The sequence below is a fragment of the Micromonospora sp. CPM1 genome (genome assembly GCF_023896895.1).
Taxonomy (GTDB): Bacteria; Actinomycetota; Actinomycetes; order Mycobacteriales; family Micromonosporaceae; genus Micromonospora; species Micromonospora tulbaghiae.
In genome coordinates this window covers 11485-33535 of sequence record NZ_JAMHIU010000003.1, presented here as the reverse complement: position 1 = coordinate 33535, position 22051 = coordinate 11485, and the positions used below count along the sequence as shown (strand labels likewise).

The window sequence follows — 22051 nt, the reverse complement described above, 5'->3', positions numbered from 1 at the left end:
TGGTGGCCACCTTCACGTTTACGTCACTTGCTTCGGCTGCCGCGATCACTCGTGTCGCCGCTTGCATATCGATCTTCTGTTGGCTTGCCGCAGCTGTCTGCTACGTGCGGGCTATTGCGACTGGCATCTCCCCGGCGCCTGACGCGATAAACGAGATCGCTGACCCCGCCGTGTTGATCCGGGAAGTGGTGAAGCGGGGTGACCGGGAGGCCCTGCAGGTCGACCGACGTCAGTCGGTTGCCAACGCCGTCTCCCTCGTGGCCCTCGCCGCCACGCTGGCGACCATGGCGCTGGCGCTCTTCGTCAAGGGTCAGGAGAAGCCGGGCGTTCTGGTCCTCACCGACAAGGGGCAGGCTGACCTCGAAGCGCTTTGCGGTCGTTCGGGCCAGCGGGTGGAAGGCACGGTGGACATCGCATCGATAACCGGTGCCTATATCGCTGTGGAAGTGCCTCACTGTGGTGACCGTCGCAATGTCACGCTTCGTTTTGCCAAAGAATCAGTGGCAGTCGTGCTCACGAGGAAGGGTTGACCGTGGCGCTGAACGGTGACTTGGCGCTATTAGCATGCTCAGCGCCGAGGTCGATCGCCGAGTCGATGGAGGAGCTGACCCGAGACGCGATCGAGGCGATTGCCGATCTGCATCGTCGGGGCGGGACGCTCGACGTTATCCTCCTCCTCGGCGACCTGACGGCAACGGCGAGACCGGAGTCGTTCGAAGCGCTGACCGCAGGTGTCAACCGCATGTTGGAAGCCTGCCTGGAAAGTCCCGACGTCACCGAGCTGCCTGCTGTACTGGCCGTGCCGGGCGCTGGGGACCGACAAGCGCAGGCGCCTCAGCTCGCTCTCGTTCGCGCACTCGGGGAGCTGTGGCCGGACCTGCGCGAAACCTTCTCTGCAGAGCAGACCGACGTGCTTGGTCTGGTCCACAAGGCATTTTCTCGTTTTGAGGACTGGTATGGGGCGGTCCGGGACTCACGGTGGCGAAGCGCTCTCTTGCCAGGCGATGGCTCACTACTGCTTGACTCGGGGTCATCTCATGTCGCGTTGGTTGGACTGAACAGTGTATTTCGCATGCTTACGAGCGGCGCGACGCCCGACATGGCGGAGCTGCATCCAGAACAGGTGCGGGCCGCCATACCGGGCAGCGACGCGAAATCGGCTCCCTACCCGGTTGTCCTTGTCTGTTCGAGGGCAGTGGCATTGCCTGCGGCCCTTCAAAACCCAGTGATCGGGCTAGCCGCCACGATGACCTCAGGGGCTGGGGAGGGATGGTGGGTGCCGAAACCTGGGCTGGCGCAGGTGGACCTGTTGACGGTCCACGCCGACGCCGGGCACCACGCCTTGCGGACACTCGACGGTACGACGGTCGCGATGGCGCTCGGGCCCGCGGACGAGTCGAGCGGAGGCGATGCGCTCACAGAGCAGGCACCGACCGGCGTCGCCCGATCGCCCCGACCGGACGCGTCGGTGGAGAGCGCCGTGGGCGAGATCGACCGGGTGCTCGCCACCGGGCAAGCGGTCCTCGTCGTCACCTCGGGTATCGAAAAGGAGTCTCGGAGTGAGTGGGGTACGCCGTTGGGGAGCGCAGACGAGGTCTTCGCTCTCTTCATGGAGCAGCTCACTATTCCGCTTGTGGACGACCGGGTGACCCTGGCCGCCACGATGCGTCGATTGCGTCGACATGACCGGGCGACGGTGGACCGAATTGTCTCAGGGACGCTGGTATCTGACGGCAGCAAGGCCAACGCGACAGCCTTGAGGATTCTCCGTGCACCCTGGTACCGAATCTATGACTGCACCGGGACCAACATTTTCCAGGATCTCGTGGCTCGCCTGAACATGGGCTCCAAGGTAGTGGTGGTAGATGCCGGGAAGCACGTGCCAGGGAGCTCCCGAAGCCAACTAGAGGTGATCGCGATGAACGGGATCGCACCTGGCGGTGAGGGTAGCCCTGTCTCCTTCGACATCCAGGACCGTGGGCGGAGCAGCCGAGCCCTGTGGTTCAGGCAGATGAAGGCCGACATGATCACGAATCAGCTCGTGGTGGCGGCCAGTAGCGTGGGCAGCAAGCACCTGTGGTCCTACCTCGACTGGTTTACGGCAGACGACGTTTGGGAGGGAGAGCAGACGAGACTGGTGGTGGCTCCCGACACAGACGAGACCGCTACGTGGAAATTGAACGGCTCGCGGCTGCGACAGGTGCGGGCATCGCTACCGCAAATAGCTCAAGCTCGACTAGATCCCGATAGCGAAGAACTGCGCCGAGGGGCGCAATTGCTGGCCCGTCTGCGAGCCGGCTTCGACGACGCGGGCGCCGTCCAACTTGTCTCATCTTTGCTGCGTACCGCGCCCGCCGGAAACGATGCCTACCTGCGTGGTGCGGACCCTACGTGGGGAGATGTCAAGGACGGTGTTCCCGCAGCGCTTTCGACCTTCAAGTCGATGCTTAGCCTTGCGGAGGCTCCGGAAGGGCCGAAGCCTGTGCTCGTACTTCAGGACGCCGCCGGTACCGGCAAGTCGACTGCACTGATGCAGCTCGGTCTGAACCTTCACGAACGTGGCCAAGCGGTTGGGTGGGTTGACCGGAGGGTCACCAGCGACATCCCCGAAATCGTCGCCGAGTGTGCACAACTGGGGCTCGACGCGGTGCTGATCGACGATATCGACATTTTCGGCAGTCGGGCGGCGGCGCTGGTCGATCAGCTCAGCCGCCGAGGCGCGGTGCTGGTCGTGGCGACGGTCCGCAGCACGCGGGGCGACCTGCTGGACGGGGTGACCGGTCTGACCAAGGTGCCTCATTTGAGGCTGACGGACGACGACCTGGACGGGTTGGTCCGCCACCTGGACTCGTGGCGCCAGTTGGGTGAGCTCAAGGCCCTAAAGGTGCATCACGCTCGGGTCGCCCGGCTACGTGAACTGTCGTATCGGAACCTCATGGCGGCGATGGTCGAGGCCATCACGGGGTTTCGGTTCGAGGACCGGGTTGCCAGCGAGTTCAGGCAGTTGCGGGAGCTGGAACGCTCCATCTATGCCACCGTTTGCCTGTTCGAAGCGCTGCAGTACGAGGACCACTCACTCACGCTCTCGCAGAATGCCCTGCTTCAGATCGTCTCCGACTCCCCGACCCCGGCGGTCAATCGAGCCATTGATCATCTTGTTTCGGGTCTTCGCATCCTGGTTAAACAGGAATCCGGGCATGTGCGGACCCGGCATCGCAGGGTGGCCGAGGAGACCGAGAAGAACCTCCGCCGGGATCCGGCGCTCTACCGGGAACTTGTCGAGAACTTGATCCTATTCTATGTACAGAGGGGGGCGAACATCCTCAATCGCAATGACCCGACGCGGCGAGCCATGGTGGCTTTGATCAATCATCGAGTGATGATCAAGTCGGCGCTCTCTGCGGACGTGGTCCGCGAACTCTATCGTTCCCTGCACGACTACCTGAGTGAGGACTTTCATTACTGGTTGCAATGCGGTTCGTACGAGGTTGCCCGCGACCTCGACCAAGCGTTGAACTACCTGGAAATCGCTCGGGGCTGCGAGGGCGGTCAGGACCACTTCAAGGTCGTGACGACGTGGGCGATGGTCTGCTTGCGACTGGCTCGTCGCCGGCCGGACGATCCGGTCCTCCATGAAAAAGCGCTCCGGGCGATGGGGGAGCTAGAGCGGATCGCCGGAATTTTTGGGGAGAGATCGCCTCATACCTACGTTAGTATCCTGCGTGATGGCACCCAGTGGTTGACCGCTAGCGCCTTGCTTGGCCCAGACGAGCGACGTGGCCTGGCAGCTCGGATCGGCCACTGGGCAGAAGTCGGTGCTGACCGTTTGAACACCAACCGCGAGTTTCGCGGCGTGCGCCGCGAATTCACGCCCGTCCTGAGGCAATTCCTGGCTGACGAGGGCGACGTCGAGACCGTGCCCATCTGACTTGGCAGTATGGGCCGGGCGTCGCCGGGCGCTGCCCGCACTGAAGGGGGCCCTGCGGCGAAGAGGCTGGGCTGAATTTCCATCCAGTCTAACGTATGAACTTGCAGCAGCGTGACAGGTTGGCTAGTCTCCTCTGCATAGTCATGCGGAGGTGGGTATGGGCATTCGGGTTGCTGTAGCCGGGGCGAGTGGATACGCCGGGGGCGAACTGCTGCGCCTGCTCGCCGGTCACCCCGAGTTCGAGCTGATCGCCGCCACCGCGCACAGCCAGGCCGGTCAGCCCGTCACCGCCGTACACCCGCACCTCGCCGGCCTCGACCTGGTGTTCGCCGCCACCGAACCGGCGACCCTGGCCGACGCGGACCTGGTCTTCCTGGCCCTGCCGCACGGGCAGTCCGCGGCGCTCGCCGCGGCGCTGCCCGCCACGGTCAAGGTGGTCGACCTCGGCGCGGACCACCGGCTGCGCGACGCCGGCGCCTGGTCCCGCTACTACGGCGGCGAGCACGCCGGCGCCTGGACCTACGGGCTGCCCGAGCTGCCCGGCCGGCGGGCCGAGATCGCCGCCGCGTCGCGGGTCGCCAGCACCGGCTGCTACGCGGTGGCGACCACGCTGGCACTCGCCCCGCTGATCGCCGCCGGCGCGGTACGCCCCGACGACGTGGTGGTGGTCGCCGCCTCCGGCACCTCCGGCGCGGGCCGGGCCGCCAAGGCCCACCTGCTCGGCAGCGAGGTGATGGGCGACCTGACGCCCTACAAGGTGGGCGCGCACCAGCACGTACCGGAGATCAAGCAGGCCACCGGCGCGACCGGCCTCTCCTTCACGCCGGTGCTCGCGCCGATGCCCCGGGGCATCCTGGCCACAGTCACCGCGGTGCCCACCGGCGACGCCGACCCGCGCGCGGTGCTGGCCGCCGCGTACGCCGACGCGCCCTTCGTGCACGTGCTGCCCGAGGGGGCGTGGCCGCACACCGCCGCGACCGCCGGCTCGAACTCCTGCCACCTCCAGGCGACGGTGGACGTCGACTCGGGGCGGGTGATCGTGGTCAGCGCGATCGACAACCTCGGCAAGGGCGCGGCCGGTCAGGCCGTGCAGAACGCCAACCTGATGGTGGGTCTCCCGGAGACCACCGGTCTGTCCGTGTTTGGAGTGGCCCCGTGAGCGTCACCGTCCCCCGTGGGTTCCGCGCCGCAGGTGTCGCGGCCGGACTCAAGTCCTCCGGCGCCGCCGACGTCGCCCTCGTGATCAACGACGGCCCGGACGCCGGTGTGGCCGGTGTGTTCACCGCCAACCGGGTCAAGGCCGCGCCGGTGCTGTGGAGCCAGCAGGTCGTGCACGGCGGCGTCGTGCGCGCCGTGGTGCTCAACTCCGGCGGCGCGAACGCCTGCACCGGACCGGCCGGCTTCCAGGACACCCACGCCACCGCCGAGCACACCGCCGCCGCGATCACCGCGGCGAACGCCCGGCTCATCGTCGGCGCGGGCGAGGTCGCGGTCTGCTCGACCGGTCTGATCGGCGAGCGGCTGCCGATGGACAAGCTGCTTCCCGGCGTACGCGAGGCGGTGCGCGGCCTGTCGCGCGACGGCGGCCCGGCCGCGGCCGAAGCGATCATGACCACCGACACCCGGCCCAAGACGACTGTGGCACAGGGTACGGGCTGGACCGTCGGCGGCATGGCCAAGGGTGCGGGCATGCTCGCCCCGGCCATGGCCACCATGCTCTGCGTGCTCACCACCGACGCGGTGGCCGGGCCGGACGCCCTGGACGCCGCGCTGCGCGCCGCCACCCGGATCACGTTCGACCGGATCGACTCCGACGGCTGCATGTCCACCAACGACACGGTGCTGCTGCTGGCCAGCGGCGCCTCCGGCATCGAGCCGACCGCCGAGGAGCTGACCGTCGCGGTCACCGCCGCCTGCCACGACCTGGCCCAGCAGCTCCTGGCCGACGCCGAGGGCGCGACCAAGGAGGTCGCGATCGAGGTGGTCGGCGCGGCGAGCGAGGACGACGCGGTCGAGGTGGGCCGCACGGTGGCCCGCAACAACCTGGTGAAGACCGCGCTGTTCGGCAACGACCCGAACTGGGGCCGGATCCTCGCCGCGGTCGGCACCACCGCCGCCGTGTTCGAACCGGACGGCGTGGACGTCGCGGTCAACGGCATCTGGGTGTGCCGGGGCGGCGCCGCCGCCGAGGACCGCGCCAAGGTGGACCTCACCGGCCGCGGCGTCACGGTCCGCATCGACCTGCACGCCGGTGCCGACGCCGCCACCATCTGGACCAACGACCTTTCGCACGCGTACGTCCACGAGAACTCGGCATACTCCACATGAATCTTTCCGCTGACCTCACCCGGGCACAGGCCAAGGCCGCCACGCTGATCGAGGCGCTGCCCTGGCTGGCCCGTTTCTCCGGCGCCACGGTCGTGGTCAAGTACGGCGGCAACGCCATGGTCGACCCCGAACTCCAGCGGGCGTTCGCCGCCGACATGGTGTTCCTGCGCTACGCGGGCCTGAAGCCGGTCGTGGTGCACGGCGGCGGTCCGCAGATCTCCGCCATGCTCGGCCGCCTCGGCATCGCCAGCGAGTTCCGCGGTGGCCTGCGGGTCACCACGCCGGAGGCGATGGACGTGGTCCGGATGGTCCTCGTCGGTCAGGTCGGCCGGGAACTGGTCGGGCTGATCAACGCGCACGGCCCGTACGCGGTCGGCCTCTCCGGTGAGGACGCCGGGCTGTTCACGGCGGTGCGCCGTCCCGCGTACGTGGACGGGGAACCGGTCGACGTGGGCCAGGTCGGCGATGTGGAGTCGGTGAACGTCTCGGCGGTGACCGACCTGATCGAGGCCGGCCGGATCCCGGTCATCTCGACAGTCGCGCCGGACGCCGACGGGGTGCTGCACAACCTCAACGCGGACACCGCCGCCGCCGCGCTCGCCGTGGCGCTGGACGCCCGCAAGCTGGTCGTGCTGACCGACGTGCCGGGCCTGTACGCCGACTGGCCGGACACGTCCAGCCTGGTCAGCGAGATCACCGCGGACGACCTGGCGAAGCTGCTGCCGTCCCTGGAGTCGGGCATGGTCCCGAAGATGGAGGCCTGCCTGCGGGCGGTGCGCGGGGGAGTACCGGCCGCGCACGTCGTCGACGGCCGGGTCGCCCACTCCACGCTGCTGGAAGTGTTCACGTCGGAGGGCTTCGGAACCATGGTGATCGAGTCATGAGCACGCTGGTGCAGCGGTGGAACGCCACCATGATGGACAACTACGGCACGCCGCCGCTGGCGCTCGTCTCCGGCTCCGGCGCCGTCGTGGTCGACGAGACCGGCCGGGAGTACGTCGACCTGCTCGGCGGCATCGCCGTCAACGCGCTCGGACACGCCCACCCGGCGGTGGTGGCCGCCGTCAGCAAGCAGGTCGCGACGCTCGGGCACGTGTCCAACCTGTTCGTCGCCGAGCCGCCGGTGGCGCTGGCCGAGCTGCTGCTGGCGCTGGCCGGCCGTCCGGGCCGGGTGTTCTTCGCCAACTCCGGCGCGGAGGCCAACGAGGCCGCGTTCAAGCTGTCCCGGCTCACCGGCCGCCGGCACGTGGTCGCCACCCACGGCGGCTTCCACGGCCGGACGATGGGCGCGCTGGCGCTGACCGGCCAGCCCGCCAAGGCCGACCCGTTCCGCCCGCTGCCCGGCGACGTGACCCACGTGCCGTTCGGCGACGCCGACGCGCTGGCCGAGGCCGTCACCGACGACACCGCCATGCTGATCATCGAGCCGATCCAGGGCGAGAACGGCGTGGTCGTCCCGCCGCCCGGCTACCTGGCCGCGGCCCGGCGGATCACCGCCGCGCACGGCGCCCTGCTGGTGCTGGACGAGGTGCAGACCGGCGTCGGCCGCACCGGTCACTGGTTCGCCCACCAGGCCGAGGGCGTCGAGCCGGACGTGATCACGCTCGCCAAGGGCCTCGGCGGCGGCCTGCCGCTGGGCGCCTGCCTGGCCTTCGGCCGGGCCGCCGACCTGCTCACCCCCGGCTCGCACGGCACCACGTTCGGCGGCAACCCGGTCAGCTGCGCCGCCGCGCTCGCGGTGGTCTCCACGATCGCGCACGAGGGCCTGCTCGACCACGTCAAGCGCGTCGGCGAGCGCCTGCGGCGCGGCGTCGAGGCGCTCGGGCACCCGCTGGTCCGCGAGGTACGCGGCGCCGGGCTGCTGCTCGGCATCGTGCTCGACCAGCCGGTCTCCGCCGCGGCCGCAGCGGAGCTGCGCGAGGCGGGCTTCCTGGTCAACCCGGTGCAGCCGGACGTGGTCCGGCTCGCCCCGCCGCTGATCCTCACCGCGGCGCAGGCCGACGCGTTCCTCGCCGCGCTGCCGGCCGCGCTGTCCGCCGCCGTTCCCACCGGCACCGCCGCACCCGCCGGCGCCCCCGTGCCCGGCCTTCGCGCCGGCACCGCGACCGCCGGCACCGCCGCGACCGACGCCACGACCCCGACGGAGGCTCCCGCATGATCCGCCACTTCCTGCGCGACGACGACCTCACGCCCGCCGAGCAGGCCGCCGTGCTCGACCTCGCCGCCCGGATGAAGGCCGACCGGTACGGGCACCAGCCGCTGGCCGGGCCGAAGTCGGTCGCGGTGCTGTTCGACAAGCAGAGCCTGCGCACCCGGATCTCGTTCGACGTGGGCATCGCCGAGCTGGGCGGGCACCCGCTCGTGGTGGACACCCAGGTCACCCACTTCGGCCGGGGCGAGACGCTCGGCGACGCCGGCCGGGTGCTGTCCCGCTACGTCGCCGCGATCGTGCTGCGCACCCACGGCGACGACCGGATCGCCGAGGTCGCCGCGCACGCCACGGTGCCGGTGGTCAACGCGCTCACCGACACGTACCACCCCTGCCAGCTGCTGGCCGACCTGCTCACCGTGCGGGAACGCTTCGGCGGCACCGCCGGGCGGATCCTCACGTACGTGGGCGACGCGGCGAACAACATGGCCCACTCGTACCTGCTGGCCGGCGCGACCGCCGGGATGCACGTGCGGATCGCCGGGCCGGACGGGTTCCAGCCGGACCCGGAGATCGTGGCCCGCGCCGAGAAGATCGCCGCCACCACCGGCGGTTCGGTGCAGGTGCTCACCGACCCGGCCGAGGCGGTACGCGGCGCGCACGTGATCGCCACCGACACGTGGACGTCGATGGGGCAGGAGGACGACGGGCTGGACCGGATCACCCCGTTCCTGCCGTACCAGGTCAACGCCGAGCTGCTCGGCCACGCCGACGCCGACGTGATCGTGCTGCACTGCCTGCCCGCCCACCGGGGCGAGGAGATCACCGACGAGGCGCTCGACGGCCCGCACAGCGCGGTGTTCGACCAGGCGGAGAATCGGCTGCACGCCCAGAAGGCGCTGCTGACGTTTCTCCTGGAGGAATCCGCATGACCGCTCCGCTGACCCGCGCCGCGCGGCACGCCCGCATCGTCGAGCTGATCCGCGACACCCCCATCCACTCGCAGACCGAGCTGGCCGACCTGCTCGCCGGGGACGGCATCCAGGTCACCCAGGCCACGCTGTCGCGCGACCTGAAGGAACTGGGAGCGGTGACCGCGCGGGGCGGCGACGGGCGGGGCGTCTACCTGATCCCGGAGGACGGGCACCGGCCGCTGCGCGACGCCGAGGGCGCGCCGGCCCGGCTGGTCCGGCTGCTGCGTGAGCTGCTCAACGGTGTCGACTCCAGCGGCAACATCGCGGTGCTGCGCACCCCGCCGGGTGCGGCGCAGTACCTGGCCAGCGCGCTGGACCGGGCCGGCCTGTCCGAGATCGTCGGCACCATCGCCGGCGACGACACCATCCTCGTCGTGGCCCGCGAGGCCGACGGCGGGGCCGCGCTGGGTGAGCGGCTCGCCGCCTGGGCCCGCCGCGACGACACAGCCGAAGGGGGCACCTCGTGACCGAGCGGGTCGTGCTGGCGTACTCCGGGGGCCTGGACACCTCGGTCGCCATCCCGTACCTGGCCGAGCGGACCGGCGCGGAGGTCATCGCGGTCGCCGTCGACGTCGGCCAGGGCGGCGAGGACATGACCGTGATCCGGCAGCGCGCGCTCGACTGCGGCGCCGTCGAGTCCCAGGTGGTCGACGCCCGCGACGAGTTCGCCGCCGACTACTGCCTGCCGGCGATCCGGGCCAACGCCCTCTACATGGACCGCTACCCGCTGGTGTCCGCGCTGTCCCGGCCGCTGATCGTCAAGCACCTGGTCGCGGCGGCGCGCGCCCACGGCGGCACGATCGTGTCGCACGGCTGCACCGGCAAGGGCAACGACCAGGTCCGGTTCGAGGTCGGCCTGGCCGCGCTCGCGCCCGACCTGAAGGTCGTCGCACCGGCCCGGGACTTCGCCTGGACCCGGGACAAGGCGATCGCGTTCGCCGAGGAGAAGGGCCTGCCGATCGACGTGTCGGCGAAGTCGCCGTACTCGATCGACCAGAACCTGTGGGGCCGGGCCGTGGAGACCGGTTTCCTGGAGGACATCTGGAACGCACCGGTCGAGGACCTCTACGCGTACACCGAGGACCCGGCCTCGGAACGCGACCCGGACGACGTGGTGATCACCTTCGACGGCGGTGTCCCGGTCGCGATCGACGGCGAGACGGTCACCCCGTACCAGGCGATCCGGGAGCTGAACCGGCGGGCCGGGGCGCACGGCGTGGGCCGGCTGGACATGGTCGAGGACCGGCTGGTCGGCATCAAGAGCCGCGAGGTGTACGAGGCGCCAGGCGCGCTCGCCCTGATCACCGTTCACCAGGAGCTGGAGGCGGTGACAGTCGAGCGGGATCTCGCCCGGTTCAAGCGCGGCGTCGACCAGCGCTGGGGCGAGCTGGTCTACGACGGGCTCTGGTTCTCGCCGCTGAAGCGGTCGCTGGACGCGTTCATCGACGACGCCCAGCGGCACGTCACAGGTGAGGTACGGCTGCGCCTGCACGGCGGCCGGGCGGTGGTGACCGGCCGGCGCTCCGAGGCGAGCCTCTACGACTTCGGCCTGGCCACCTACGACACCGGCGACACGTTCGACCAGTCGCTGGCGAAGGGATTCGTGCAACTGTGGGGACTGCCCAGCAAGATGGCCGCGCAACGGGACGCCCGGATGGGAGGGGCCTGATGGGGGGCACCACAATGGGTGGGGTGGACGACAAGAGCCTGACCGAGAACAGCGCCCCCGCCAACCGGACGAGCCTCTGGGGCGGCCGGTTCGCCGGCGGTCCCGCCGAGGCGCTCGCGCGGCTGTCGGTGAGCGTCCAGTTCGACTGGCGCCTCGCCCCGTACGACATCGCCGGTTCCCGCGCGCACGCCCGGGTCCTCGCCGGCGCCGGCCTGCTCGACCCGGACGAACTGGGCCGGATGCTGGCCGCGCTGGACGACCTGGAGGCGGCGTGCGCCTCCGGCGCGTTCCGCCCGACAGTCGACGACGAGGACGTGCACACCGCGCTGGAGCGCGGCCTGCTGGAACGCCTCGGCAGCCTCGGCGGCAAACTGCGCGCCGGCCGGTCCCGCAACGACCAGGTCGCCACCGACCTGCGGCTCTACCTGCGCGACCACGCCCGCGGCGTGGCGGCCCGGCTGGTCGAGCTGGCCGAGGCCCTGGTGGAGCAGGCGGAGCGGCACGTGGACACCGCCGCGCCGGGCATGACCCACCTCCAGCACGCCCAGCCGGTGACGTTCGGCCACTGGCTGCTGGCCCACGTGCAGCCGCTGCTGCGCGACCTGGAACGGATGCGTGACTGGGACGAGCGGACCGCGATCAGCCCGCTCGGCGCGGGCGCGCTGGCCGGCTCGGGGCTGCCGCTGGACCCGGTGGCGGTCGCCAAGGAGCTGGGTTTCCGCACCTCGTTCGCCAACTCGATGGACGCGGTCGCGGACCGCGACTTCGTCGCCGAGTTCCTGTTCGTCACCGCCATGATCGGCGTGCACCTGTCCCGCCTCGGCGAGGAGGTGGTGCTCTGGACGTCGCAGGAGTTCGGCTGGGTCGAGCTGGACGACGCCTTCGCCACCGGCTCGTCGATCATGCCGCAGAAGAAGAACGCGGACATCGCCGAGCTGGCCCGGGGCAAGTCCGGCCGGCTGGTCGGCGGCCTGATGAGCGTGCTCACCATGCTCAAGGGCCTGCCCATGACGTACGACCGGGACATGCAGGAGGACAAGGAGCCGGCGTTCGACGCGGTCGACACGCTGGAGCTGCTGCTGCCCGCGCTGGCCGGGATGATCTCCACGATGACGGTCCGGGTGGACCGGCTGGTCGCGAGCGCCCCGTCGGGCTTCTCGCTGGCCACCGAGGTCGCCGACTGGCTGGTCCGGCGCAACGTGCCGTTCCGCGACGCGCACGAGATCACCGGCAAGCTGGTGGCGCTCTGCGCGGCCCGCGACTGCGCGCTGGACGAGGTGTCCGACGCCGACCTGGCCGCGGTCAGCGAGCACCTGGACCCGTCGGTGCGCGACGTGCTCTCGGTGCGCTCGGCGCTGGCCGCCCGCATCACGCCCGGCTCCACCGGCCCCGGTCCGGTCGCCGACCAGCTCGCCGCCGCGGCGGACAAGCTGACCGGCTGGCGGGAGTGGGCCGCCGAGCGGGTCGTCCCCCGCTGACCTTCACGGCTGCCCCGAGATCTTGGTACGGAACGGCCCTGTATGGGCGCTTCCGTACCAAGATCTGCGGGCCGCGCTTCCCGGTCAGCGCGTCGGGCGCTCGCGTTTGGGCAGCTTCGCGACCACCGCGTCGTACGAACCGTCGACCGCTTCGATCAGCTCGTCGTCAGGGATGCCGCCGGAGAGCCGCAGCGTGTTCCAGCCCGACCGGCCGATGTAGGGGGAGGGGCGCGCGTCGTCGGGGAATCGGTGCAGCCACTCGTCGGCCACCTCCCGGGACGGCCCGCACTTCACCCCGAGCCGCGCCTCACCCTCCGGGGAGCCGAGGAACGCGAAGATGCGGCTGCCCACCTTCACCACCTCGTCGCCCTCCCACGGCCGGTCGAGCCAGGCTCCCGGCTTGGCCAGGCAGTAGGCCAGCATCTCCTCGCGCGTCATCGCGTCCTCCCGTGCCGTCGTCCGGCACAGTCTCGCCCGCCGCTGTGACAGCCCGCGTCGCCCGGCCGCCGGTGTGCCGAATCAGTCGCCGGTGCCGGTGCGGACGGTGAGCCGCTCGTAGCGCTGCCGGGCCGCCTGGGCGCTGCCCAGCCCCAGCCCGAAGGCGATCGCCTGCCAGGTCATGCCCCGGCCGCGGGCCACCTGCAACAGGCCGGCCTCCAGCGCGTCCACCTCGGCCCGCACGTGCGGGATCAGCGTCAGCGCGGCCATCAGGTCGGCCTGGTCGACGGGCTCCTCGCCCTCGTCCAGCTCGGCGCCACCGGCGAGCGCCATCACCAGCGTGGCCGCCTCGTAGGCGTCGGGCACGTCGGGGTGGGCATAACGCCTGCGGCGGGAGTTGGTGCCGGCGTGCCGCTCGGCGATCCGCAGCAGCGCCGCGTAGTTGCGGTGGGCCCGGGCCTGGGCAGCATCCGGAGCGGTGAACGGGTCGTTGTCCACGGTGACCATGCCGTCCATCCCACACCCAAGAATGGCCTGTTGTCAACACCCTGTTGAAAGTCATTCGTGCAAAAGGTCGTGCGCTCAGGGCGTGGTGAGAAGACGGCGCGTCATGCCACCACAGACGCGCCGCGGGGTGTTCCGGGTTGCCCGGAACGGCCGATTCAGGCCGGTGAGTTCCGCACCGGGGCTGTCGGGCCGGGCCGACGGCGTGGGACGTGCCGCCGGTAGACGCTGACGCTCGGCTCGTCCGCCAGCCAGAACCGCCACGGCAGGTCGTGTGCGGCAGCCACCCCGACTCGCGGCCCGGCGACGATCCGCGCCGGGTCGACCGGGCTCGCCGGTGGCGTCAGCAGCAGCGGGCCGCTGCCGTCGATCGCCGAGGTGCCGTTCGCCTCCCGCCCGAGCCCGAGCGCGGTGACCAGCCGGGCCGGTCCGCGGGCCAGCTCCCGGTCGGTGGCGCGCGGCCGGCGTTCGCGGGCGATCTCGACGCCGTCGACCACCTCGCCCGCGCGCAGCAGCACCGCCGCCGCCTCGCCGTCGCGACCGCAGACGATGTTGGCGCACCAGTGCATGCCGAACACGAAGTACACGTACACGTGCCCGGCGGGCCCGAACATGACCCTGTTGCGCGGCGTCGGCCCGCGGTGGGCGTGCGACGCCGGGTCCTCGCCGGTGCCCGCGTACGCCTCGACCTCGGTGAGCCGGACGGTGACGCCGCCGGCCGACACGGTCCAGCCGAGCAGCGTCCGCGCGGTGTCGGCGATCCGGGCGGCCGGTGCGTCGAGCCAGGGGTACGTCATCGCGGCAAGGGTAGTCGGTGGGTGGCGCGTGATCCGGGCCACGCCGGGGTGGGCGGCCGCCGGAATAGTTGACTCGTCAAATATGTTGTGAGGAGCGATCCCGGGCGACCGGTCCGGACCCCACGCGAGGAGCTGGTCATGCAGTTCGGAGTCTTCACCGTCGGTGACGTCACCGTCGACCCCACGAACGGGCGGCTGCCGTCCGAGCGTGAGCGGATCAAGGCCATGACCGCCATCGCGCTCAAGGCCGAGGAGGTCGGCCTGGACGTCTTCGCCACCGGCGAGCACCACAACCCGCCGTTCGTGCCGTCGTCGCCGACCACCATGCTCGGCTGGATCGCCGCGCGCACCGAACGGCTGCTGCTGTCGACCTCGACCACGCTGATCACCACGAACGACCCGGTGAAGATCGCCGAGGACTACGCGATGCTCCAGCACCTGGCCGACGGCCGGGTGGACCTGATGATGGGCCGCGGCAACACCGGCCCGGTCTACCCGTGGTTCGGGCAGGACATCCGCAACGGCATCCCGCTGGCCATCGAGAACTACGACCTGCTGCACCGGCTGTGGCGCGAGGACGTGGTCGACTGGAAGGGCCGCTTCCGTACGCCGTTGCAGTCGTTCACCTCGACCCCGCGCCCGCTCGACGGCGTGCCGCCGTTCGTCTGGCACGGCTCGATCCGCAGCCCCGAGATCGCCGAGCAGGCCGCGTACTACGGTGACGGCTTCTTCGCCAACCACATCTTCTGGCCCAAGGAGCACACGCAGCGGATGGTCGGCCTCTACCGGGAGCGGTTCGCGCACTACGGCCACGGCTCGCCGGACCAGGCGATCGTCGGCCTCGGCGGGCAGGTGTTCATGCGCCGCAACTCCCAGGACGCGGTACGCGAGTTCCGCCCCTACTTCGACAACGCCCCGGTCTACGGGCACGGCCCGTCGCTGGAGGAGTTCACCCGCGAGACGCCGCTGACAGTGGGCAGCCCGCAGCAGGTCATCGACCGGACGCTGGGCTTCCGCGAGTACGTCGGCGACTACCAGCGGCAGCTGTTCCTCATGGACCACGCCGGGCTGCCGCTGAAGACCGTGCTGGAGCAGCTCGACCTGCTGGGCGAGGAGGTGGTGCCGGTGCTGCGCAAGGAGTTCGACTCGATGCGTCCCGCGCACGTGCCCGAGGCGCCCACCCACGCGAGCCTGCTGGCCGCCCGCGACGCCGCCCCGGCCGCCGGGGAGCAGCGATGACCGGCCGTACCCTGGCGGTCGTCTCGGCCGGTCTCGGCCAGCCGTCGTCCACCCGCCTGCTCGCCGGCCAGCTCGCCGCGGCCGCCCGCGACGAGCTGGCCGGCCGCGGCGCGACGGTGGAGCTGCGCGTGGTCGAACTGCGCGAGCACGCCCACGACGTGGTGAACCACCTGCTCACCGGCTTCGCACCGGCCGCGCTGCGGCGCACGCTCGACGAGGTGGCCGCCGCCGACGGGCTGATCGCGGTGACGCCGATCTTCAACGCGTCGTACAACGGGCTGTTCAAGTCGTTCTTCGACGTGGTCGACCGGGACGCGCTGGCCGGCAAGCCGGTGCTGCTCGGGGCGACCGGCGGCACCGCCCGGCACTCGCTGGCCCTGGAGCACGCGGTCCGGCCCATGTTCACGTACCTGCGGGCGGCGACACTGCCCACGGCGGTGTTCGCCGCGCCGGAGGACTGGGCCGGCGACGACGGCGACAGCGCCCTGCGGTCCCGGATCCGCCGGGCCGGGGCCGAGCTGGCCGAGCAGGTGGACCGCCGTCCGCCCGCGACCGGCCCGGCCGACCCGTTCGCGCTCACCACCGACTTCGCCGACCTGCTCGCGGGCCGCGACCCGTCCTGACGCCTGGCGGACCGGACCGGACCGGCCGGCCGCGCGGGGCGTCAGTCGTCGGCCGGCTCGGGCCGGTGGGCGACGAGCACCGGGCAGTGGGAGTGCTGCACCAGCGCCTGGCTGACCGAGCCGAGCAGCAGCCCGGCGAAGCCGCCCCGGCCCCGGGAACCGACCACCACGAGCGCCGCCTCGCCGCTGGCCTCCCGGAGCGCCGTCTCCGGCGAGGCGGCGGTCACGGCACGCTCCGTCACGCGCAGGCCCGGGTGCGCCGCCCGGACCCGGTCCGCGGCCTCGGCCAGCAGCCCGGCCGCCTCGGCCCGCTCGGCGGTGGACGCCTCCGCCGCGACCTCCGGCGCCACCGCGCCGCGTTCCGGCGAGCGGACGTGCATCAGCACCAGCTCCGCGTCGCGCCGCTCGGCCTCGTCCGCCGCCAGCTCGATCGCGTACGCGGCCGAGTCGGAACCGTCCACGCCGACCAGCACCGGACCGTCCACCGGGATCGGCTGCTCCTCGGGCCGGACGATCAGCACCGGGCAGTGCCCGTGCTGCGCGAGCTGCCCGCTGACCGAGCCGAGCAGCAGGCCGGCGAAGCCGCCCACGCCCCGGCTGCCCACCACGACCAGCTCGGCTCGGCGGGACTCCTCGACCATCGTGGCGCCCGGACCGCCGGCGACCTGGCGAACCTGCACCCGCAGGCCCGGGTGCCGCTCGGCCAGGTCGGCGGCGACCGACTCCAGCATCTTCTCCGAGTCCGCGGTGGGCGCCGGCACCCCCAGGTCGTACGGGTTGAGCGGCACGCCGTAGCCCAGTGGGTGCAGGTAGCCGTGCACCAGCAGCAGCGGCCGGGAACGGGCGACGGCGGTCGCGGCGGCCAGGTCGGCGGCGGCCAGGCTGGACGGCGATCCGTCCACTCCCACCACGACGGGTCGGTTCATCAGGTGCTTTCCCTCCGGTCGGCTCAGGCCATTGTGGCGCTACCGGCCCCGTCCGGGCCGGGGAACCGGCTCAGTGGGTCCGGCCGCCCCGGTGCCGGACGACGGCCAGAGGGCTGTGGCAGTGGTGCAGCACGGCGTGGCTGACCGAGCCGAGCAGCAGCGCACCGAGGCTACCGCGACCGTGCGCGCCGACCACCGTCAGCTGCGCGCCGACGGACTCCTCGACGAGCACCCGGGACGGCGTGGCGGCGGCGACCAGCTTCGGCCGTACCGTGACCTCCGGGTAGCGCTCGGCCCAGCCGGCGACCGCCTCGACCAGCACCCGCTGCTCGTCGGCGTGCAGCTCCTGCGGGTCGTACGCCAGCGGCACGACGTCGCCGAACGCCTCCCGGTAGGTCACCGGCTGCGGGTAGAGCCAGGTGTGCACCACGACCAGTTCGGCGCCGCGCGCCGCGGCCTCGGCGAACGCGAAACCGACCGCCTCGTCGGACAGCGCGGAGCCGTCCACGCCGACCACCACCGGGCCGTCGGCGCGGGCCTCACCACGGGCGACGAGCACCGGGCAGTCCGCGCGGGCGGAGAGCTGCACCGCGGCGGAGCCGACCAGCAGTTCGGCGAAGCCGCCGAGTCCCCGGTGACCCAGCACGAGCAGCGCGGCGTCGCGGCTCTCCCGCAGCAGCACCGCGACCGGCCCGCCGTCGACCACCGCCCCGGTCACCGCCAGGTCCGCGTCGACCTTGCGGGCCTCGTCCACCGCCTCCTCGACCAGCTTCTCGGCCTCCTGGCGCAGCTCGACGTCGGGCAGCACCGGGGCGACCATGCCCAGCGGCGTGCCGACCAGCGGCCAGAGGAACGCGTTCACCACCCGCAGCGGCCGGTGCCGCAGCACCGCCTCGCGTGCGGCCAGCCGTACCGCGTCCAGCGCGGACGGGGAGCCGTCCACACCCACCACGACGGGGGCACCGGTTCTGTCGGTCATGACGTCCTCCTTCGGTTCCCCCTCAGCCTGCGCCGTCGGCTCCCACCCGGGCAGAGTCGATCCGCCCGGCCCGGCCGGGACCATCGGCCCCTACCGGCCGGGACGACGGCGGGGTGAAATGGAACCAGTGCTCCCTCCTGTCGACCCTGGAGGCGCGATGACCCCGCTGGAGATGCTCCGCGTCCACCCCTTCCTGGCCGGGCTGCCCGACGAGTGGCTGCCCCGGCTCACCGGCTACGCCCGCCCGGTGGTCTGGCATCCCGGGCACCGGCTGTTCCGCTCCGGCCAGCAGGCCGACCGCTTCTGGCTGGTCCGCGGCGGCCAGGTGGCGCTCGACTTCCCGGTGCCGGGTCGCGGCGACGTGGGCATCGAGACGATCGGGCCGGGCGGGGTGCTCGGCTGGTCCTGGCTGTTCCCGCCGTACCGCTGGCAGTTCGGCGCGGTCGCCACCCAGCGCAGCACCGCGGTCGAACTCGACGCCGACGGGGTACGCCGGCTGATGGAGTCCGACGACACGCTCGGCCGTCAGCTCACCACCCGGTTCATGAGCGTGGTGGTCGACCGGCTCCAGGCGTCCCGGGTGCGGCTGCTCGACCTCTACGGCTACCCGACGGCGGCGGCGAGCTAGGGCTCAGCGGTCGCGGACGACCAGCTCGTCCACTTCGAGGCGGCCGATGCGCAGTTCGCGGATCACCGCGCGGCGCACGGCGAGCCGGCCGATCACGAGCGAGCCCACCGCCACGGCGCCGAGCGCGAACGCGCCGAAGGCGATCGCGCCGATCGCGGTCGCACCCAGGGCTCGTGCACCTGTCGCGCCCGCGCCGGTGGCCTGCGCGCCGACGGCCCGCGCCCCGGTGGCCTGCGCGCCGGTCGCGCCCAGGGCGCGGATACGTGCGGTCGGAAGCAGGTTCGGCATGCCCTGATCGTAGTGCGCCGCGGCCGGACCGGTCAGGTGACGGTGAGGCCGCGGGCGGCGAACTGCCCGCGTACCCGGGTCAGCAGGTCGGCATCCGGCGGCTCGGTGTCGGCCAGCGGGAAGGTCAACCCCAGCTCGGCGTACTTGTGCGCGCCGAGCCGGTGGAACGGCAGCACCTCGACGCGCTGCACCGTGGCCAGCCCGGCGGCGACGTCGGCCACCCGTTCCACCTCGTCGACCGCGTCGGTCAGGCCGGGCACCAGCACGTACCGGATCCAGATCGGCGTACCCCGGTCGGCCAGCCGTTGCGCGAAACGCAGCGTCGGCGCGAGCCGGCCGGTGCCGGTGACCCGGCGGTACGTCTGCGGGTTGCCCGCCTTGACGTCGAGCAGCACCAGGTCGGTGGCGTCCAGCAGCGCGTCGTCGGCGCGGACGCCGAGGAAGCCGGAGGTGTCCAGCGCGGTGTGCAGGCCGAGGTCGTGGCAGCTGCGCAGCAGCTCGCCGGTGAACGCCGGCTGCAGCAGCGGCTCCCCGCCGCTCACGGTGACGCCGCCGCCCGCGACCTGGATGAACCGGCGGTACCGGGTGGCGAGCGTGACCATCTCGTCCACCGTCCGGCGCCGGCCGCTGCGGCCGTACCAGGTGTCCGGGCTGTGGCAGTAGCGGCAGCGCAGCGGGCAGCCGGCCAGGAACACCACGAACCGGGTGCCCGGCCCGTCCACCCCGACCGAGGTGTCCCACGAGTGCACCGCGCCGGTGACGGCACCCGGCGCCGCCGGAGTCACCTCCGGCGGCGCGGGCGGGCGGCCGTTCACAGCGACCCGTGGAAGGTCCGCGACACCACGTCGCGCTGCTGCTCCGGCGTGAGCCGGACGAAGTTCACCGCGTACCCGGAGACCCGGACGGTGAGCTGCGGGTACCGCTCCGGGTGCGCCATCGCGTCCAGCAGCGTGGCCCGGTCCAGCACGTTGACGTTGAGGTGGAACCCGCCGGCGTCGGCGTAGCCGTCGAGCACCCCGGCCAGGTTCGCGATCCGCTCGTCGCGGGTGTGGCCCAGGCCGTCCGGCGTGACGGTGCCGGTCAGCGAGATGCCGTCGCGGGCCGCGTCGTACGGCAGCTTCGCCACCGACAGCGCCGAGGCGACCAGGCCGTGCGTGTCCCGCCCGTTCATCGGGTTCGCCCCCGGCGCGAACGGCTCACCGGCGCGCCGGCCGTCCGGCGTGTTGCCGGTGTGCTTGCCGTACACGACGTTCGAGGTGATGGTGAGCACCGACATGGTCAGCTCCGCGTCGCGGTACGTGCGCTGCCGGCGCAGCTTCTCCGCGAACGTCTCGACCAGCCACACCGCGATCTCGTCGGCCCGGTCGTCGTCGTTGCCGTACGTCGGGAACTCGCCCTCGACCGCGTAGTCGACGGCCAGGCCGGTGGCGTCCCGCAGCACCTTCACCCGGCCGTACCGGATGGCCGACAGGCTGTCCACGGCGACCGACAGCCCGGCGATGCCGGTGGCCATGAACCGGCGCACCGGGTGGTCGTGCAGCGCCATCTCCAGCCGCTCGTACGCGTACCTGTCGTGCTGGTGGTGGATCACGTTCAGCGCGTCCACGTACGTCTCGGCGAGCCAGTCCAGCATCCGGTCGTACGCGGCCAGCACCTCGTCGTAGTCGAGCGTCTCGCCGCCGGCCGGCGCGGCCGGCGGTGCCACCTGGGTGCCGGTGAGCTCGTCCCGGCCGCCGTTGATCGCGTACAGCAGCGCCTTCGCCAGGTTCGCGCGGGCGCCGAAGAACTGCATGTCCCGCCCGACCCGCATGGCGGACACGCAGCAGGCGATCGCGGTGTCGTCGTCGTACGCCGGGCGGATCAGCTCGTCGTTCTCGTACTGGATGGCGCTGGTGTCCAGCGACACCTGGGCGCAGAACCGCTTGAACCCCTCGGGCAGGCGCGGCGACCAGAGCACCGTGAGGTTCGGCTCCGGCGCCGGGCCGAGGTTGTAGAGCGTCTGGAGGTAGCGGAACGCGGTGCGGGTGACCAGCGGCCGGCCGTCCGCGCCCATCCCGCCGAGCGACTCGGTGACCCAGGTGGGGTCGCCGGAGAACAGCTGGTCGTACTCGGGGGTGCGCAGGAAGCGGATGATCCGCAGCTTGATCACGAAGTCGTCGATCAGCTCCTGCGCGCCGCTCTCGTCCAGCCGCCCCTCGGCGATGTCCCGCCGCAGGTACGCGTCGACGAACCCGGCGGTGCGACCGAGCGACATCGCGGCGCCGTTCTGCTCCTTCGTGGCGGCCAGGTAGGCGAAGTAGAGCCACTGGATCGCCTGCGCGCCGGTGGCGGCCGGGCGGGAGATGTCGAAGCCGTACGAGGCGGCCATCTCCCTCAGCTCACCGAGCGCGCGGACCTGCTCGGCCAGTTCCTCCCGGTCGCGGATCACGTCGTCGGTGCTGCGCCGGTCGTCCAGCGCCGCCTTGAGCGCGCGGCGCTCCTCGACCAGCCGGTCCACGCCGTACAGCGCCACCCGGCGGTAGTCGCCGATGATCCGCCCGCGCCCGTACGCGTCGGGCAGCCCGGTGATGACGTGCGAGCGCCGCGCCGCCAGCACGTTCGCCGGGTACGCGTCGAACACCGCGTCGTTGTGGGTGCGCCGGTACCGGGTGAAGATCTCGTGCACGCGCGGGTCCGGTTCGCGCCCGTACGCGCGCAGCGCCGTCTCCACCATCCGCAGCCCGCCGGCCGGCATGATCGCCCGCCGCAGCGGCGCGTCGGTCTGCAACCCGACGATCAGCTCCCGCTCCCGGTCGATGTAGCCGGGTGCGTGCGAGGTGATCGTCGACGGGGTGGCCGCGTCGACGTCGTACACGCCGCGCCGCCGCTCCTCGCCGAACATCTCCCGCAGCCGGTCCCACACGGCGAGCGTGCGCGGCGTCGGCCCGGTGAGGAACGACGCGTCCCCGGTGTACGGCTCGTGGTTGTGGCGGACGAAGTCGGCCACGTCGACTGTCTCCTGCCACGCTCCGGCGTGGAATCCGCGCCAGGGGGCCAGGGGTTCGGTGGCGGTCATGTCGGTCCCTCTCCGGGCGTCGGCGGTGGCCCGGTCCCCGCCGGTTGC

General features: G+C 72.0%; 21 protein-coding genes. 13 read left to right on the top strand and 8 right to left on the bottom strand.

The features are described 5' to 3' along the window. Positions 1–2: 2 nt before the first annotated feature. From M8C11_RS04560 to argH, 10 genes are all read left to right on the top strand, one after another. Entirely contained in the window at positions 3–530 is a 528-nt protein-coding gene (locus tag M8C11_RS04560; RefSeq protein WP_252448489.1) for a hypothetical protein, read from the top strand. Between the two features lie 2 nt (positions 531–532). Beyond that, entirely contained in the window at positions 533–3928 is a 3396-nt protein-coding gene (locus tag M8C11_RS04555) for a hypothetical protein (RefSeq protein ID WP_252448488.1), read from the top strand. Positions 3929–4085: 157 nt separating this feature from the next. Next, positions 4086–5087, top strand: coding sequence for an N-acetyl-gamma-glutamyl-phosphate reductase (gene argC / locus M8C11_RS04550; RefSeq protein WP_121685668.1), 1002 nt, complete (start codon positions 4086–4088; stop codon positions 5085–5087). Next, positions 5084–6256, top strand: a complete 1173-nt coding sequence (gene argJ, locus M8C11_RS04545) for a bifunctional glutamate N-acetyltransferase/amino-acid acetyltransferase ArgJ (protein WP_252448486.1) — start codon at positions 5084–5086, stop codon at positions 6254–6256. Before argC ends, argJ begins: the two co-directional genes overlap by 4 nt. Further along, complete coding sequence (gene argB, locus M8C11_RS04540) at positions 6253–7140, top strand: acetylglutamate kinase (protein ID WP_120570481.1); 888 nt, start codon at positions 6253–6255, stop codon at positions 7138–7140. Before argJ ends, argB begins: the two co-directional genes overlap by 4 nt. After that, positions 7137–8414 carry an acetylornithine transaminase gene (locus M8C11_RS04535; RefSeq protein WP_252448484.1) on the top strand — a complete coding sequence of 426 codons (1278 nt, stop codon included), beginning with the start codon at positions 7137–7139 and terminating at the stop codon, positions 8412–8414. Before argB ends, M8C11_RS04535 begins: the two co-directional genes overlap by 4 nt. Next, positions 8411–9337, top strand: coding sequence for an ornithine carbamoyltransferase (argF, locus tag M8C11_RS04530; RefSeq protein ID WP_252448482.1), 927 nt, complete (start codon positions 8411–8413; stop codon positions 9335–9337). The genes M8C11_RS04535 and argF overlap by 4 nt, the downstream gene beginning before the upstream one ends. Next, positions 9334–9846 (top strand): arginine repressor, encoded by a 513-nt coding sequence (locus M8C11_RS04525; RefSeq protein WP_013474917.1) that lies wholly within the window; start codon positions 9334–9336, stop codon positions 9844–9846. Before argF ends, M8C11_RS04525 begins: the two co-directional genes overlap by 4 nt. Further along, a complete protein-coding gene (locus M8C11_RS04520) occupies positions 9843–11048 on the top strand; it encodes an argininosuccinate synthase (protein ID WP_252448480.1) in 1206 nt (401 codons plus the stop codon). The genes M8C11_RS04525 and M8C11_RS04520 overlap by 4 nt, the downstream gene beginning before the upstream one ends. Positions 11049–11062: 14 nt before the next feature. Continuing rightward, on the top strand, positions 11063–12526 hold the full coding sequence (gene argH, locus M8C11_RS04515) for an argininosuccinate lyase (protein ID WP_030271078.1): 1464 nt from the start codon (positions 11063–11065) through the stop codon (positions 12524–12526). Between the two features lie 84 nt (positions 12527–12610). On the opposite strand, the gene M8C11_RS04510 is transcribed toward argH, so the two are convergent. The 3 genes from M8C11_RS04510 to M8C11_RS04500 all read right to left on the bottom strand — a co-directional run bounded on the left by M8C11_RS04510 (position 12611) and on the right by M8C11_RS04500 (position 14265). After that, the gene (locus M8C11_RS04510) at positions 12611–12964 is read right to left on the bottom strand and encodes an MmcQ/YjbR family DNA-binding protein (RefSeq protein WP_252448478.1); all 354 of its coding nucleotides are present in this window, start codon (positions 12962–12964) and stop codon (positions 12611–12613) included. Between the two features lie 81 nt (positions 12965–13045). Beyond that, positions 13046–13471 (bottom strand): hypothetical protein, encoded by a 426-nt coding sequence (locus tag M8C11_RS04505; RefSeq protein ID WP_013285554.1) that lies wholly within the window; start codon positions 13469–13471, stop codon positions 13046–13048. A 155-nt stretch (positions 13472–13626) separates the two neighbouring features. Continuing rightward, positions 13627–14265, bottom strand: coding sequence for a DNA-3-methyladenine glycosylase (locus M8C11_RS04500; RefSeq protein ID WP_252448476.1), 639 nt, complete (start codon positions 14263–14265; stop codon positions 13627–13629). Between the two features lie 138 nt (positions 14266–14403). Here M8C11_RS04500 and M8C11_RS04495 point away from each other — a divergent pair, with 138 nt between their 5' ends. Further along, positions 14404–15504 carry an LLM class flavin-dependent oxidoreductase gene (locus M8C11_RS04495; RefSeq protein ID WP_120570474.1) on the top strand — a complete coding sequence of 367 codons (1101 nt, stop codon included), beginning with the start codon at positions 14404–14406 and terminating at the stop codon, positions 15502–15504. Then, the gene (locus M8C11_RS04490; protein WP_252448475.1) at positions 15501–16127 is read left to right on the top strand and encodes an FMN reductase; all 627 of its coding nucleotides are present in this window, start codon (positions 15501–15503) and stop codon (positions 16125–16127) included. The genes M8C11_RS04495 and M8C11_RS04490 overlap by 4 nt, the downstream gene beginning before the upstream one ends. A 41-nt stretch (positions 16128–16168) precedes the next feature. Here the strand turns inward: M8C11_RS04490 and M8C11_RS04485 are convergent, their stop codons facing one another. Then, on the bottom strand, positions 16169–17053 hold the full coding sequence (locus M8C11_RS04485) for a universal stress protein (RefSeq protein WP_252448473.1): 885 nt from the start codon (positions 17051–17053) through the stop codon (positions 16169–16171). A 70-nt stretch (positions 17054–17123) separates the two neighbouring features. Continuing rightward, the gene (locus M8C11_RS04480) at positions 17124–18032 is read right to left on the bottom strand and encodes a universal stress protein (protein WP_252448471.1); all 909 of its coding nucleotides are present in this window, start codon (positions 18030–18032) and stop codon (positions 17124–17126) included. Positions 18033–18189: 157 nt separating this feature from the next. Between M8C11_RS04480 and M8C11_RS04475 the strand changes: the two genes are divergently transcribed. Continuing rightward, positions 18190–18660 (top strand): cyclic nucleotide-binding domain-containing protein, encoded by a 471-nt coding sequence (locus M8C11_RS04475; RefSeq protein WP_252448470.1) that lies wholly within the window; start codon positions 18190–18192, stop codon positions 18658–18660. 3 nt (positions 18661–18663) lie between these two features. Here the strand turns inward: M8C11_RS04475 and M8C11_RS04470 are convergent, their stop codons facing one another. The 3 genes from M8C11_RS04470 to pflB are packed head-to-tail and all read right to left on the bottom strand — an operon-like array spanning position 18664 to position 22003. Continuing rightward, the gene (locus M8C11_RS04470) at positions 18664–18948 is read right to left on the bottom strand and encodes a hypothetical protein (protein WP_120570469.1); all 285 of its coding nucleotides are present in this window, start codon (positions 18946–18948) and stop codon (positions 18664–18666) included. 32 nt (positions 18949–18980) lie between these two features. Continuing rightward, a complete protein-coding gene (gene pflA, locus M8C11_RS04465; RefSeq protein WP_252448469.1) occupies positions 18981–19763 on the bottom strand; it encodes a pyruvate formate-lyase-activating protein in 783 nt (260 codons plus the stop codon). Next, complete coding sequence (pflB, locus tag M8C11_RS04460; protein ID WP_252448468.1) at positions 19760–22003, bottom strand: formate C-acetyltransferase; 2244 nt, start codon at positions 22001–22003, stop codon at positions 19760–19762. Before pflB ends, pflA begins: the two co-directional genes overlap by 4 nt. Positions 22004–22051: the final 48 nt, after the last annotated feature.

Bases quoted from the DNA above. Each gene is read 5' to 3' on its own strand.
- argC (WP_121685668.1), top strand. From the start codon at position 4,086: ATGGGCATTCGGGTTGCTGTAGCCGGGGCGAGTGGATACGCCGGGGGC.
- argB (WP_120570481.1), top strand. From the start codon at position 6,253: ATGAATCTTTCCGCTGACCTCACCCGGGCACAGGCCAAGGCCGCCACG.
- M8C11_RS04535 (WP_252448484.1), top strand. From the start codon at position 7,137: ATGAGCACGCTGGTGCAGCGGTGGAACGCCACCATGATGGACAACTAC.
- argF (WP_252448482.1), top strand. From the start codon at position 8,411: ATGATCCGCCACTTCCTGCGCGACGACGACCTCACGCCCGCCGAGCAG.
- M8C11_RS04525 (WP_013474917.1), top strand. From the start codon at position 9,334: ATGACCGCTCCGCTGACCCGCGCCGCGCGGCACGCCCGCATCGTCGAG.
- argH (WP_030271078.1), top strand. From the start codon at position 11,063: ATGGGTGGGGTGGACGACAAGAGCCTGACCGAGAACAGCGCCCCCGCC.
- M8C11_RS04510 (WP_252448478.1), bottom strand. From the start codon at position 12,964: ATGACGCGCGAGGAGATGCTGGCCTACTGCCTGGCCAAGCCGGGAGCC.
- M8C11_RS04505 (WP_013285554.1), bottom strand. From the start codon at position 13,471: ATGGTCACCGTGGACAACGACCCGTTCACCGCTCCGGATGCTGCCCAG.
- M8C11_RS04500 (WP_252448476.1), bottom strand. From the start codon at position 14,265: ATGACGTACCCCTGGCTCGACGCACCGGCCGCCCGGATCGCCGACACC.
- M8C11_RS04495 (WP_120570474.1), top strand. From the start codon at position 14,404: ATGCAGTTCGGAGTCTTCACCGTCGGTGACGTCACCGTCGACCCCACG.
- M8C11_RS04490 (WP_252448475.1), top strand. From the start codon at position 15,501: ATGACCGGCCGTACCCTGGCGGTCGTCTCGGCCGGTCTCGGCCAGCCG.
- M8C11_RS04485 (WP_252448473.1), bottom strand. From the start codon at position 17,053: ATGAACCGACCCGTCGTGGTGGGAGTGGACGGATCGCCGTCCAGCCTG.
- M8C11_RS04480 (WP_252448471.1), bottom strand. From the start codon at position 18,032: ATGACCGACAGAACCGGTGCCCCCGTCGTGGTGGGTGTGGACGGCTCC.
- M8C11_RS04475 (WP_252448470.1), top strand. From the start codon at position 18,190: ATGACCCCGCTGGAGATGCTCCGCGTCCACCCCTTCCTGGCCGGGCTG.
- M8C11_RS04470 (WP_120570469.1), bottom strand. From the start codon at position 18,948: ATGCCGAACCTGCTTCCGACCGCACGTATCCGCGCCCTGGGCGCGACC.
- pflB (WP_252448468.1), bottom strand. From the start codon at position 22,003: ATGACCGCCACCGAACCCCTGGCCCCCTGGCGCGGATTCCACGCCGGA.